Below are 13,185 nucleotides of genomic sequence, written 5' to 3'. Positions count from 1 at the left end.
CGCCGCGGGCCGGCCTCCTTACGGTGCGCCCATGCGGAAACGGCCGCGAGGTCAGGTCTCCAGGTCGGTGGGTGTTCCCAGGGGCAGCCAGCGGATGCGGTCGCGGACGTCGGGCGGGGCGTCCGCGAACTCGCGTTCGATGGTGGCCCGGGGCTGCTGGAAGTGCTGCCACCCCTCGTAGTGCACCGGGACGGCGGTGTGCGGCCGCACGGTGCCGAGCAGGTCGACCGCGTCGCGAGCGGTCATCGTGTACCGCAGCGGGCCGGTGACCGGGAAGCGCACACCGCCCAGGTGCAGCAGGGTGAGCCCGACGGTCAGCCGCTCGGCGACGTGGCGGACACCGCCGTAGAGCACGGTGTCCCCGGAGATCCACAGCACGCCGTGCCGCTGCCCGTCCCAGCGCAGGGCGAAGCCGACGACGTCCCCGACGATCGGGTGGCTCAGCGGCGGCCCGTGCCGGCACGGGGTGGCGGTGACCTCGATGGACGGTCGCCCCGGAGCTTCCAGCGTGGTCGACTGCCAGGGGCTCAGCCCCCGGGCGCCGGCACCGAGCCGGGCCGCCCCGGGCACCGTGGTGATGACCGTGCCCGCGGAGGGCAGCAGTGCGCGGCCGGCCTCGTCCAGGTTGTCGCCGTGGTGGTCGTGGGTGAGCAGCACCGCGTCGATGGGCCCGATTTCGCCGGCCGGGATGGCCGGGCCGGCGAGCTTGCGCGACGAGGTGCCCCAGCCGAACGCGTACCTGCGCCCGGCCGGGTCGAACGTCGGATCGGTCAGCAGCCGCCAGCCCGCGAACTCCAGCAGCGTGGTCGGCCCGCCGATGTGGGTGACGCGGACGGAGCTGGGGGCGGTGCCGGGGACCGGGGCGGTGCTCATGACTGTGCGTGCCGCAACGCCCAGTCGAGGGCGTAGTCGGCGATCTCCTCCCAGCCCTTCTGCGCGGGCAGCAGGTGCGCGTACCCCTCGTACTCCTTGACCTCGGTGATGGTGTTCGACTTGTAGTGCCTGGCGTTCGACTGCTGGATGGCCGGCGGCATGATGTGGTCCTCGCTGCCGGAGATGAACAGCAGCGGTGCGCGGTCGTCGTTGTGGTAGTTCACCCAGGTGTCCTGGTGGCCGGGCTGGAAGTTCGCCAGGACGCTGCCCCACAGGATCCCGCCGTTGGCGGGGATGTGGTAGCGCTCGTAGAGGGCCTCGGCCTCCTCGGCCGTGAACGTGTTCGTGAACGCGTACGTCCACTGCTCAAGTGAGAGACCGACGGCCTTGTGCCGGTTGGCCGGGCTCTTCAGCACCGGGAACGTGGACTTCACCTGGGACAACGGCACGACCTTGACACCCTCGGTGGGCGCCGAGTTCAGCGCGACACCGACCGCGCCGTAGCCGCGGTCGAGCAGGATCTGGGTGAACGCTCCGCCGGCCGAGTGGCCCATGATGATCGGCTTGCGGTCGAGGCCTTCGATGATCCCACCGATCTTCTCGATGATCGCGGGAACGGTGACATCCACGATGATCTGCGGGTCGGCCCGCAGCGCCTCCACCTCGACCTCGAAGCCCGGGTAGCCGGGGGCGATCACCCGGAAGCCCTTCGCCTCGTAGTAGCTGATCCAGTTCTCCCAGCTGCGGGGCGTCACCCAGAAGCCGTGGACGAGGACGATCGTGTCCGGTGCGGTCATCGAGACTCCTTGTGTTTGTCGAGGAAGGCGAGCAGGTCGTCGCAGAGCTGCTGCTTGTGGGTGTCGGTGATGCCGTGCGGCGCGCCCGGGTACACGACGAGCGCCGCGTCTCGGATCCGCGTGGCGGAGGCCTGGCCACCGACCTCGAACGGCACGACCTGGTCGTCGTCGCCGTGGATGACGAGGGTCGGGATGTCGAACGCGTCGAGATCGGGACGGAAGTCGGTGGCGGAGAAGGCCGCGATCGACTCGTAGGCGTTGCGGTGCCCGGACTGCAGGCCCTGGCGCCAGAACGCGTCGCGCACGCCCTGGGAGACGCTCGCCCCGGGCCGGTTGAGGCCGAAGAACGGGCCGTCGGCGAGGTCCCGGTACAGCTGCGACCGGTCGGCGAGCGAACCGGCGCGGATCGCGTCGAAGACATCCACCGGCAGGCCGCCCGGGTTGTCGTCGGTGCGCAGCATCAGCGGCGGCACGGCGGAGACCAGCACCGCCTGGGCGACCCTGGCCGTGCCGTGGCGGCCGATGTACCGGGCGACCTCCCCGCCGCCGGTGGAGAACCCGACCAGCGTGACGTCCCGCAGGTCGAGGGCCTCGATCAGGGCGGCCAGGTCGTCGGCGTAGGTGTTCATCTCGTTGCCGCCCCAGGTCTGGGTGGAACGGCCGTGCCCGCGGCGGTCGTGCGCGATGGCCCGGTAGCCGTGCTCGGCGAGGTGGAGCTGCTGCGCCTCCCAACTGTCGGAGTTGAGCGGCCAGCCGTGGCTGAGCACGACGGGCCGGCCTTCGCCCCAGTCCTTGTAGTAGATCTGCGTGCCATCAGTGGTACTGACGAACGGCATGGAAGCGCTCCCAGGGGGAGAGTGCCGAACTCCGGTCCCCACCATCGTGGGGCCGGGCGCACGGGCGCCGAATCCCGCGAAACACGTAGTCACGACAGCCGGGCCGTCCCGCGCGTGTGGTTCAGGCCCGACCCGGCGCGTCGGCCGTGTCGTCGGCGTCGTCGGCGTCGTCGGCGCCGTCGGGGTTGTCGGTGTCGTCGGGGTGCCGGCCCAGCTCGGCGGCGAGCACGGGCCCGAGCTGGCGGCGGGACGTCACACCGAGCTTCCGGAAGACCTTGCGCAGGTGGTAGTCCACGGTGTTCGCGCTGATGAACAACTGGGCCGCGATCTCGGTGTTCGTCGCACCGGCGGCGGCCAGCCGGGAGACGGCGAGTTCCTGAACGGTCAGGCCGGTGACCGTTTCCGCGTTCCGGGGGCGGCAGGTCTCGCCGGTCGCGGCGAGCTCCTGCGCGGCCCGGGCGGCGAATCCGGCCGCGCCGATCTCCTCGAACATCACCAACGCCGCACGCAGCTGGTCGCGGGCATCCCGGCGACGCCTGCGGCGGCGCAGCCACTCGCCGTAGAGGAGGTGAGCACGGGCGAGGTCCGTGCGGGCGCGGCTGGCGGAGAGCAGGGTGATCGCCTGCCGGTAGAGCGGCTCGGCGCGGTCGTCGGGGGCCAGCACGGCCTGGCAGCGTGCCAGCAGGCCGAGGGCCCACGAGCCTCCGGCCGCCGTCGCACGCTCGGACAGCGTGCGCAGCGTCGCGGTCGCGAGCACCCGGTCGCCGCTGCGCACCGCGGCCTCGACCAGGTTCGGCAGGACCCGCGAGTGCACACCGCGAGTATCGGAGGCGATCAGATGATGTGCCTCGGTGCGGGCCCATGCATAGTCGCCGCCACCGAGCGCGAGGATCACCCGCCCGATCCGGGCGATCGACTCGACGGCACCGTTGCCGAGCCAGGTCGCGGCGCGCATCGAATCGTCCAGGACCTTGGTCAGATCGTCCCCGTCGGCCCGCCACGCCAGCAGCTCCGGGTGGCGGTAGATCGCCCACACCTCATCCGTGGCGCCCATCGCCGCGCGGACCTGGTTGCCCTCGGCCATCAGCGTGTCAGCGGCCGCGAAGTCGCCGAGATTGGTCTCATGCATCACCGCGCAGTACAGGGCGGTGTCCAGCTGCCACAGCGCGCCGGCACGCCGGGAGACCTCGACGGCCCGGCGGATCACCGCGGTGTGCAACGGCTCGTCCCAGATCATCATGCTCATCCAGACCGCCGACAGGTAGCTGCGCAGGTAGTCCTCGTCGGAGGTGGACGGGCCGACCAGCACCTCGCAGGCGCGTCGCAGGTGGGGGACGGCGGCCACGTACCCGTCGAGGGCGAGCACGTCGAAGGCACGCAGGAGCAGGTCGGGCCCCGTCGCCAGCCTCGCGCCACCGGCGCCGGTGCTGCCCGGCGTTGCGTCGCGGTCGCCGTCGCCGTCGCCGGCGATGCCCAGGATCTCCCGGATCACGCGCGCGATGTCGGCGTGGGTGATGTCGAGCAGCAGGCCCTCCGCGCCGTTCGTGTATTCCACGGCCTTCAGCAGTGCGTCCCGGGCCCGTTCCGGCGAGTCCGGGCCGAACGCCGATGCCGCCCGCAGCGCCAGCGCCGGCGCCCGGGCGAACGCCCCCTCGGCCCCCAGCGTGAGCAGCGCTCCGGCACGGACCACCAGCGCCCTCCCGCGGCCGATGTCGTCCGTCGCCGACTCCTCGACGGAGTCCAGCAGCGCCTGCGCCTGCAGCGGGGCGCCGGCGAGGAACGCGGCCTCGGCGGCCGCCAGTCGCCGCTCGGCGCGGCCCGACGTCTCGGGTGTGAGTTCGGCGGCCCGGGCGAGGTAGGTGGCCCGGGCCGCGTACCCGCCGCGCGCGCCGGCATGGTCGGCCACCCGCTCCAGCTCGGCGGCGACATCGGCGTCGGTACCGGCGCAGGCGGCTGCCAGGTGCCAGGCCCGCCGGTCGGCGTCGGCGGGGCGGGACGTCGCCTCGGCCAGCGCGGCATGCGCACGGCGCCGCGCGACGCTGGTGGCACCGCCGTACACCGCGGACCGCACCAGCGGATGGCGGAACTCGACGGCTGCCCGCACCGCCACCAGCCGCGCCGCCTCGGCGGGGCCGGTCGCGTCCGGCCCGACCCCGAGCCGCGCGGCCGCGTCGCGGAGATAGTCGAGGTCGCCGGCCGGCTCCGCCGCCGCCAGCAACAACCACGTCCCCGTGGGCTCCGGCAGCACCGCCACCTGTCGCAGGTAGTGCTCCTCCAGCCGGCTCCCGACGGGCAGCGGCTCCGGCAGCGACACCCCACCGGCCAGCTGGGCGCTGGTCAGCTCCTGCCCCAGGTCGGTGAGGGCCAGCGGGTTGCCGCCGGTCGCGGCCACGATGCGGGCCCCGACCCGGGCGTCCAGCTTCCCCGGCACGGTCGAACGGAGCAGCTCCAGCGCGTGTCGCTCGTCCAGGCCGATGACGGGCTGGACCGGAATTCCGGCGAGCCCGTCACAGCGCCCCCGCACCGCGAGCAGCAGTCCTATGCCGTCGGCGTGCAGCCGGCGCCCGACGAACGCGAGCACGCCGAGCGACTCGGCGTCGATCCACTGGGCGTCGTCCACGCAGCACAGCACAGGCGTGGTGGTGGCGACCTCCGCGAGCAGCGTCAGCGTCGCGAGCCCGACCAGGAAGCGGTCGGGCGCCGGACCTTCGGCCAGCCCGCACGCCACCCGCACCGCCTGCTCCTGTGCCGGCGGCAGGCCGCGTGGCGCTCCGAGGAACGGGAGCAGCAGCCGGTGCAGCGCGGCGAAGGCGAAACCGGACTCGGACTCCACGCCGGCGACCCGGACGACCCGCACGCCCGCGCCCGCGGCGGCCTCGGCGGTGTGCTCCAGCAGGGCGGTCTTGCCGATGCCGGCGTCCCCCTGGAGCAGGAGAACGCCGCTGAGCCCGTCACGCACGGACGCGACCAGCCCCTCCAGGCGTGCACGTTCCTCAACCCGCCCACGCAGCACCGCTACCTCCTGATAAGACTCCGGAAGGAACGTTAGGGGGGTGGTGCGCCGACAGCAGGGCTGTGCGTGCACCGTTGTCGGCTCACCGTGCACACAGGGGCGGAGCGGATGGGATTCGTGCTGGACACGGCGGACCTGCCGCCGGGGGAGCGGATCGACGCCGTCCACGCGGCGATGATGGAGGCGTCCGTCCCGTCGCACGTGATCCACGAGAACCCGGGCGGTGACGTGCGCACCCGCCTCGAGGTCTGGGATCTCGGGGCGGCGAACGTGTTCGTCGCCCGCTCCTCGGGGCTGCGCCTGCTCCGCACGGCGAAGCAGGCCAGGCAGGACGCCGCGCCGGTGGTCGCGCTGTCCGTCCAGCTGCGCGCCGACGGCCGCCATGAGCAGCTCGGGCACCAGCAGACCGTGCCGCCCGGCGCGCTGATGATGGCCGACCTGTCGTCGCCGTACGACTTCTCCTGGTCCGGTGACGGCGCGGCTGGCTGCATCCAGATCCCGTTCCAGCAGGTCGGGCTCCCGATCGACGTGATCCGTCGCGCGGCGGTCAACCTGCGCGACAGCCCGCTGTACGGCCTGATGACCGACCATGTCGCCCACCTGGTCCGGGAGGCGCCCAGCCTCAGCGTCGACCCGGCCGCGCACCTGCTCGGACGGGGAAGCATCGAGCTGGCCCGCGCCCTGCTGGCGTCCGCCGCGCACGCCGAGCCGCGCGCCCGTGACGTGCTCGACGAAACACTGCTCACCCAGATCCGGGCCTACTGCCGCCGGCATCTCGTCGACCCCGACCTGCGGCCGGCCGTGATCGCGGCCGCCCACAACATCTCCGTCCGCCACCTGTACAAGATCTGCGCCCAGGCCGACGTCAGCCTCGAACAGTGGATCATCGGTGAGCGGCTGCGGGGCGCCCGCGAGGAACTACGCCGCCCGGAGCACCGGCACCGCACCATCGCGATGGTCGCCAGCCGCTGGGGCTTCAGTGACCCCACCCATTTCACCCGCCGCTTCCGCCGCCTGTACGGCGTCACCCCGCGCGAGTGGCAGCGGCAGTCCGCGGAGCAGCACCGCTCCGGTGAGCAGCACCGCTCCGGTGAGCAGCACCGCTCCGGTGAGCAGCACCGCTCCGGGGAACAGACAGCGCCCCGACCGTGAGGTCCCTGGGATTCGACTCCGCTGTTCGGTGGGCTTGAGGCCCGTTCCGGAAACGGGCGGCGGGAAATCGCGTAGCAGCCGATCCTTCGCCACCACGGCCCTACTATGTTGCCCTGCTTGTCTCTTCCTGCTCTCCTTCTCCTGCGGTGGCCTGCGGTGGAACGAACGTTGGAAACGGAGCCCCTGTGGACGTCGACCTGAGCGAGGCCGAGGAGATCCAGCAGCGTCTGCGCGCGCAGCACCGCGCACTGGGAGAGAAACCCCGGCAAGGTGCGGAGTACCAGGACGCGGTGAACGGTCTCCTGCGGACCACCGTCGAATTGCTGGACAGCAAGGATCGGGCGGAAAAGGCAGCCGAGGAACGGCGGCGGCTGGCGGCCGTCAGAACGATCCGGATGGTCAGTGCGGTGACCGCTGGTGTGGCGGCGCTCGTTCTCGTCTCGGCCGCGGCTGGCTGGGTCAGCCGATGGTGGCTCCTGATGGGCGTCTCCGGGCTGCTGGCCCTTGTGGACCTCGGTGCCGAGTCGCGTCGGCCACGTATTGGACAGGACCGTCGCCTTCTGCGAGCCGTGGCCCTCGCCGCCACCGCCGCGGCGGCGGTTCTGGTCGCCTTCGGAGCTCTCCCCGGCTGGTGTGCGGTCATCGTCGTCCTGGCGGTCCTCGGTGTCCTGCTGTCCGGCTGAGTCGACGCCGTGAGAGCGCCGGCCCCGCTGCTGGCTCCATGAAAGGGAGCGCCATGGCAACCGAGCAGGACCCGCCCCACCCCAGCCAGTCGGATTTCGACGATCTGGAAAGGGAGGTTCGCACTCTCAGAGTCGATCTTCGTAAGGCGACGAAGAAGTATGATGACGTCAAACGGCGGGTTGAGCTGCTGGACGATGGCCGCCTGGAGGAGGTGACGGCCGGCCTGGTCGGCCTCCGGGAAGAATTCGAGAAGATTTCGGCGGCGCTGGTCGTGGCACGGAATGATACGGAGGACCTGAAGCTCCGAGTGGACTTCATCGAGCAGGCCGTGCGGTCGACGGACGGGGCCCCCGTGGCCGATCTCGATGACTCGGACCATTTCACCAGGAACCTCATCGGGATAATCCGACGGGGCGACGAGGCGCGGGCAGCGGTGTTGGACGAATCCGACCGGGCCCACCACGTCCAGGTCGTCGAGCGCCATCGAAGTCTCGGCGACCAGTACGTTCGGCGCCGGTCCGAAGCGGTCAGGCACAGCGCCGTCCTCGCCGACGTGCCGCTGGGCGGCGCTCCACACGGCGAGGCGGCGGACGCCTTCCGTCAGGCCGTTCTTGACACGGACACTCTTGCGCGACAACTCGAGCAGGTCAGGCAGGAGGCGGCGGCGGCCTCCGCTCTCATCGCCGCCGACGACGACCAGCAGGCCGTGCACGGCTCCGCGATCACTGGCGGGGATGAGGCCCGTGCCCGGCTGTGTCAGCTGCTCCGGCGGCGGGTCGCCGCAGCGGTCAGCGAGTCGGCCCTGCTGCCGAAATGGCTGACCATCGCCCTCGGCTATGGCCCGCCATCCGGGCTGAAAGGCGGCGGCTGGCTGGACACAGCCGCGTCGTTGGCGGCGTACCGCATCACCTACGGGGTGACGGACCTGGTCGACGCCCTGGGCACACCACCGCGGGAAAGCCAGCGTGGGCCGTACGCCTGGTACGACGAGCTCCGCGCGCAGCTGCGTACCTACCAGCGATGAGCCGCTGGGCTGCCGACGGCGAGGCCTCGGCGGATCCGGAACCGCCGCGCGGCATCCGTATTTCCTCTCAAGAGGGGCAAAAGGGGTGCGGGTTCACCTGGCGTCCCGCAAGAAAGAAGGATTCTGGTCGTCCGAACGACCTAGATCGCTCACTCTTGCGACTCGCCAAACCGGGCTGCCGGGGCCTCTGCGGACTCCCCCTACCAGGGTCGAAGGCCCAGCAGCGCCGGTGGAGCACGAGCCAGAAGATCATGCGGCTGGCACTCCACCCGCACGCGCGAAAGACGAGCTCAGCGGGCAGTGAAGTCACAGTTCAGGCGCTTGACGCCGTTGATGAAACTGCTGGCCAGCCATTCGGGTTCGCCGACCGCGTGGATGTCCGGCATGCGGGCGAACAGCTCGCGCCAGATCACCGAGATCTCGCGGCGGGCCAGATGGGCGCCGAGGCAGAAGTGCGGGCCGTGGCCGCCGAACCCCAGATGCGGGTTGGGGTCGCGGCGGACGTCGAAGCGGTCGGGGCCGGTGAACACGGACTCGTCGCGGTTCGCCGACGAGTAGAACAGCAGCACCTTGTCGCCGGCCGTCAGCCGCTGACCGGCGACGTCCACCTCGCGGGTGACGGTGCGGCGCATCCAGCGCACCGGGCTCGCCCAGCGCACGATCTCCTCGACGGCGGTCGCGGTCGTCCCGTCGATGTCACGCTGCCAGATCTCCCGCTGGGCCGGGAACGCCGTCAACGCGAGCAGCGCATGGCTGATCGCGGTGCGCGTGGTCTCGTTGCCGGCGACCAGCAGCAGGATGAAGAACGAGGCAATCTCACCGTTGTCCAGCCGCTCGCCGTCGACCTCGGCGAGGGCGAGCGCGGTCGTGAGGTCATCCGCCGGGTTCGCCCGCCGCGCCGCCGCGGTCTCCTGCAGCAGCGCGGCGAGCTCCGCGCCCGCGCCGAGCAGGGCGGCGACGATGTCGGTGCCCTCGGGCACGTAGTCCGCGTCGGCGGAGCCGAGGATCACGTTCGTGCAGCGGAAGACGTCGGCGTAGCGCTCTCGCGGCAGGCCCATCATCCGGCAGATGACCTCCAGCGGGAGCCGGGCGGCGACCCGCTCGACGAACTCGCCCGGGCCGCCCGCGACCAGGTCGTCGACGACGGTGCGGGCGATCGCGGCGATGTCGGCCTCGGTCTGCGCGATGATGCGCGGCGTGAACGCCCGGGAGACGATGCGGCGCAGCCGGTGGTGCCGGGGTGCGTCCAGGTTGATCATTCCGCCGAAGAACTCCAGGAACTCCGCCGGCAGGTCGACGATGGTCGTGGCGCCCTGCGCCGACGAGAAGATCCCCGGCTCGGCGCTGATCCGCGCGATGTCGGCGTGGCGGGTGACGGCATAGTAGCCGGCGCCCGAGGGGATGGCGCCGTTGGCGAAGACCGGCTCCGGGTAGAACGGCAGCGGGCGCTCGGCCCGCAGCAGGGCGAACGCCGCGTCGATCTCGGCCCGCGGCCGGACCCAGAAGGACATGTCGGACAGGTCGACGTCGTCGACCGTGCGTAGCGGCGTCGAACCGGCGGCCACTGTCATCGCGGCGCATTCCTCCCGGGTCAGAGCTGGCTGGTCTGGCCGGCCTGGTCCTGCTGGCTGGCCTGGTCTACTGGCTGGCCTGGTCGTACTGGCTGGCCTGGTTGTTCCTGCTGTACTGGTCTACAAGTAGCCGCTTGTAGAGCTTGCCGGTGGGATGCCGGGGCAGCTCGGTCACGATATCGATGTCCCTCGGCCGCTTCGGGCCGACGAGGTGCTCACGGCAGTAGCGCATCAGCTCGTCGACCAGCTCGTCCTGCGCCGCTGCGATGGCGGTGTCGGTGATGGCCGCGGCAGGACCCGCGGTGGCGGCTCCGGTGATGCTCTCGACGACGGCCGGCACGGGCTGCACGACGGCCTGCACGCGCTGACCCAGATCCGGGTCGGGTACGCCGAACACGGCGGCGTCGAGGACGTCCGGATGCCCCACCAGCAGATCCTCGATCTCCTGCGGGTAGACGTTCACCCCACCGGTGATGATCGTGTAGGACCTGCGGTCGGTGAGGTAGAGGAAGCCCTCCTCGTCCAGATAGCCGATGTCGCCGAGGGTCGACCAGCCGCGGGCATCGTGCGACTCGGCAGTCTTCACCGGATCATGGTGGTAGCTGAACTCGGGACCCCCGGAGAACCAGACCGTGCCGATCTGGCCGGGGCCGAGCTCGACGCCGTCGTCGTCGGTGATGTGCGGGACACCGAGCAGCGCCCGGCCGACCGAACCGGGATGCGCCAGCCAGTCCTGCGGTGAGCAGGCCACATAACAGTTACCTTCCGAGCCCGCGTAGTACTCGTGGACGATCGGCCCCAGCCAGTCGAGGACGGCCTGCTTGACCTGGCGCGGGCACGGCGCCGCCGCGTGGATCACATACCGCAGGCTGGACGTGTCGTAGGCGAGGCGCTGCTCCTCGGGCATCTTCAACAGCCGAACGAACATCGTCGGCACCACCTGGGCGTGGGTGGCCCGGTACTCGCTGACCGCGCCGAGGAACGCCGCGGGGTCGAACCGCTCCATCACGACGACGGTGCCGCCGAGCCGGGTCGCGGTCACGCAGTACCGCAGCGGGGCCGCGTGGTAGAGCGGTGCCGGCGACAGGTAGACCGTGTCCGGCCCGAACCCGTAGAGCTGCCGCAGCAGCGCGGGCAACGGCCCGCCCTCACCGATCGGCGCCGGCTCGGCGATCGACGACCGGATGCCCTTCGGACGCCCGGTCGTCCCCGAGCTGTAAAGCATGTCCCCGCCCTCCAGCTCGGTGTCGAGCGGACACGCCGGGAAGGTCGCGACGGCCTCCTCGTAGCGCTCGTGGCCGGGCAGGTCGGCGCCGACCGCCAGCCGGACGCGCACCGACGGTGTGCGGTCGAGCAGCGTGAGCGCCGACTGCTCGGTGGCGGCGGAGACGACCAGGGCCCTGGCCCCGCTGTCGTCCACCATGTAGGCCAGCTCATCGGGAGTCAGGCGGTAGTTGGCGGCGGTGTACAACAGGCCGGAGCGCTGCGCCGCCCAGACCACCTCGAGGTAGCGGGCGTTGTTCTCCATGCAGACGGCGACCACGTCGCCGGGTCGCAGCCCGCGGCTCCACCACAGCTGGGCGAGCCGGTTGGAACGCTCGTCGAGCTCGCGGTAGGTGACCGGCTCCCGCACCTGGCCGGCCTCAGTTCCGTCGATGACCAGGTAGGCGATCTTGTCTGGCACCTCGCGGGCGACCGATCCCAGGTACACGTGTCTCCTCCGATCCTCATCCACCGCCGACGCGGTGTGAGCGCAGCCTGAGTCTCGACAAATGTGACCTGGATCGCAGTGCATGTCAGCCCGAAACGACGTAGGGGTTTGTTGTGAGATCTCATAACGGCGACGCGAGCCCGCCGGCCGAGCCGGGCCCGCAGCCGGCGCAGCGGCAGCCGCAGCCGGTGCGGCCGCAGCCGCAGCCGCCGCGCTCGATCTGTGACCGGCTCGACCGCGCGCTCGGCGTGATCGCCGGCCGGATGGTCTCCGCCGTGATCGCGGAACTTCCGCCCGCTCAGGTCGTCCCGGAGCTGGGGCACGGTGAGCTGTCCGGGCTCGCCTTCGCCGGCGTGGAGCTGTTCGCCCGCTGCCTGCGTGAGGACCGCCTGCCGACACCCGCGGAGCTCGCCCTGCTGAAGCCGTCGGTGGCGCTGTCCGCGCCGGACGAGGTGGCGTCCGAGGCCATGCTGATGGCGCACCACATCGGCGCGCGGATCACCCTGGAGGAGGTCGCCCGGCTCGCCGGCCCCGGCGAGGAGGACGACGTGATCGCCGTCGCCGTGTTCCTCCAGCGCTTCCTGCCCATGCTCATCCCCGGCGTCGGCGCCGTCGCCGCCACGAACACCGGTCACGCCGCGCAGCGTGAGCTGCTGCGCGAGCTGGTGGGAGCACTGCTCGCCGGTGCGCCCGCGGAAGTCCTCGCCGACCGTGCGGGGGTCGTGCTCGGCGCCGCCCACGTCGTGGCGGTGCTCCGTGCGCGCCAGCCCGGCGCCCCGGACCGGACGGGCCGCTACGCCCGGCGGCTCCACGAGGCGTTCGGTACCTGCTTCGGGCCGGCGGTCCCGGTCGCCGTGGACGACGACGGCCGCGGCGCGACGGCCCTGCTCCCGGTCGATGACGACGACAGTGCCGCCGTCATCGACCGGATACCGGCCCTGCTCGCCGCGGCCGCCGAGGCGCTCGACGGCGCCCTGGTGGATGTCGCGGTCGCGGCGGCGGATCGCCGGGCCCGATTACCCGAAGCCCACGAGCAGGCCACCGAACTGCTGCGGCTGGCCCGGGCGCTCGAACGCGCCCCGGGCCTGTTCCAGCTTGACGACCTGCTGGTCGAGTACCAGCTCACCCGGCCCAGCGTCGCGCTGCCGGCGATCGAGCACCTGCTCGACGGCCTCGAGGACAAGCCCGATCTTCAGCGCACACTGCGGACGTACCTGGCCCTCGACCTGCGCCGCCAGGAGGCGGCCACGGCGCTGCACATCCACCCGAACACCCTCGACTACCGGCTGCGCCGGATCGCCGAGCTGACCGGTGCCGACCCGACGACCGCCCGCGGCCTGCACCTGCTCTCCGCGGGCCTGACCGCCCGCGCGGCCCGCAGGGACCCCTGACGAACGAAGCTTCCCCAGGTGGGCGGGGCGGGTTCCCTGGACTCGAGATGGGATGCCTGCGGGCGGATCATCCCGATGGGCACGGTGAGGATTCATCTGGCCACGGTTGGTTAGAATACTGATGATCGGTGTT

General features: G+C 71.8%; 10 protein-coding genes. 4 read left to right on the top strand and 6 right to left on the bottom strand.

What is annotated here, in order from left to right; all coding sequences use genetic code 11:
* Nucleotides 1-51 precede the first annotated feature (51 nt).
* From AWX74_RS19805 to AWX74_RS19790, 4 genes are all read right to left on the bottom strand, one after another.
* On the bottom strand, nt 52-873 hold the full coding sequence (locus tag AWX74_RS19805; protein ID WP_091278902.1) for an MBL fold metallo-hydrolase: 822 nt from the start codon (nt 871-873) through the stop codon (nt 52-54).
* Entirely contained in the window at nt 870-1,670 is an 801-nt protein-coding gene (locus AWX74_RS19800; RefSeq protein WP_091278899.1) for an alpha/beta hydrolase, read from the bottom strand. The genes AWX74_RS19805 and AWX74_RS19800 overlap by 4 nt, the downstream gene beginning before the upstream one ends.
* Nucleotides 1,667-2,506: an alpha/beta fold hydrolase gene (locus AWX74_RS19795; protein ID WP_091278896.1), complete on the bottom strand. Its 840-nt coding sequence runs from the start codon at nt 2,504-2,506 to the stop codon at nt 1,667-1,669. Before AWX74_RS19795 ends, AWX74_RS19800 begins: the two co-directional genes overlap by 4 nt.
* A gap of 121 nt (nt 2,507-2,627) precedes the next feature.
* Entirely contained in the window at nt 2,628-5,519 is a 2,892-nt protein-coding gene (locus AWX74_RS19790; protein WP_242666323.1) for a helix-turn-helix transcriptional regulator, read from the bottom strand.
* 108 nt (nt 5,520-5,627) lie between these two features.
* Here AWX74_RS19790 and AWX74_RS19785 point away from each other — a divergent pair, with 108 nt between their 5' ends.
* The 3 genes from AWX74_RS19785 to AWX74_RS19775 all read left to right on the top strand — a co-directional run bounded on the left by AWX74_RS19785 (nt 5,628) and on the right by AWX74_RS19775 (nt 8,379).
* The gene (locus AWX74_RS19785) at nt 5,628-6,671 is read left to right on the top strand and encodes a helix-turn-helix domain-containing protein (protein WP_226930941.1); all 1,044 of its coding nucleotides are present in this window, start codon (nt 5,628-5,630) and stop codon (nt 6,669-6,671) included.
* A 185-nt stretch (nt 6,672-6,856) separates the two neighbouring features.
* Nucleotides 6,857-7,354 carry a hypothetical protein gene (locus AWX74_RS19780; RefSeq protein WP_091278893.1) on the top strand — a complete coding sequence of 166 codons (498 nt, stop codon included), beginning with the start codon at nt 6,857-6,859 and terminating at the stop codon, nt 7,352-7,354.
* 53 nt (nt 7,355-7,407) lie between these two features.
* On the top strand, nt 7,408-8,379 hold the full coding sequence (locus AWX74_RS19775) for a hypothetical protein (RefSeq protein WP_091278890.1): 972 nt from the start codon (nt 7,408-7,410) through the stop codon (nt 8,377-8,379).
* Nucleotides 8,380-8,669: 290 nt separating this feature from the next.
* On the opposite strand, the gene AWX74_RS19770 is transcribed toward AWX74_RS19775, so the two are convergent.
* Together AWX74_RS19770 and AWX74_RS19765 are read right to left on the bottom strand one after the other, a co-directional pair.
* On the bottom strand, nt 8,670-9,950 hold the full coding sequence (locus AWX74_RS19770) for a cytochrome P450 (RefSeq protein ID WP_091278888.1): 1,281 nt from the start codon (nt 9,948-9,950) through the stop codon (nt 8,670-8,672).
* A 67-nt stretch (nt 9,951-10,017) separates the two neighbouring features.
* Entirely contained in the window at nt 10,018-11,661 is a 1,644-nt protein-coding gene (locus AWX74_RS19765) for an AMP-binding protein (RefSeq protein ID WP_091278885.1), read from the bottom strand.
* A gap of 113 nt (nt 11,662-11,774) precedes the next feature.
* Here AWX74_RS19765 and AWX74_RS19760 point away from each other — a divergent pair, with 113 nt between their 5' ends.
* On the top strand, nt 11,775-13,052 hold the full coding sequence (locus AWX74_RS19760; protein ID WP_091278883.1) for a PucR family transcriptional regulator: 1,278 nt from the start codon (nt 11,775-11,777) through the stop codon (nt 13,050-13,052).
* The last annotated feature ends 133 nt before the right edge of the window (nt 13,053-13,185 follow it).

It is taken from the genome of Parafrankia irregularis (assembly GCF_001536285.1).
Classification (GTDB): Bacteria; Actinomycetota; Actinomycetes; order Frankiales; family Frankiaceae; genus Parafrankia; species Parafrankia irregularis.
Note: the sequence above shows the minus strand (reverse complement) of the source record. Positions and strands in the feature narration are given on the sequence as shown.

Coding starts and splice junctions, on each gene's coding strand:
- AWX74_RS19775 (WP_091278890.1), top strand. CDS start 7,408: ATGGCAACCGAGCAGGACCCGCCCCACCCCAGCCAGTCGGATTTCGAC.
- AWX74_RS19800 (WP_091278899.1), bottom strand. CDS start 1,670: ATGACCGCACCGGACACGATCGTCCTCGTCCACGGCTTCTGGGTGACG.
- AWX74_RS19795 (WP_091278896.1), bottom strand. CDS start 2,506: ATGCCGTTCGTCAGTACCACTGATGGCACGCAGATCTACTACAAGGAC.
- AWX74_RS19805 (WP_091278902.1), bottom strand. CDS start 873: ATGAGCACCGCCCCGGTCCCCGGCACCGCCCCCAGCTCCGTCCGCGTC.
- AWX74_RS19770 (WP_091278888.1), bottom strand. CDS start 9,950: ATGACAGTGGCCGCCGGTTCGACGCCGCTACGCACGGTCGACGACGTC.
- AWX74_RS19785 (WP_226930941.1), top strand. CDS start 5,628: ATGGGATTCGTGCTGGACACGGCGGACCTGCCGCCGGGGGAGCGGATC.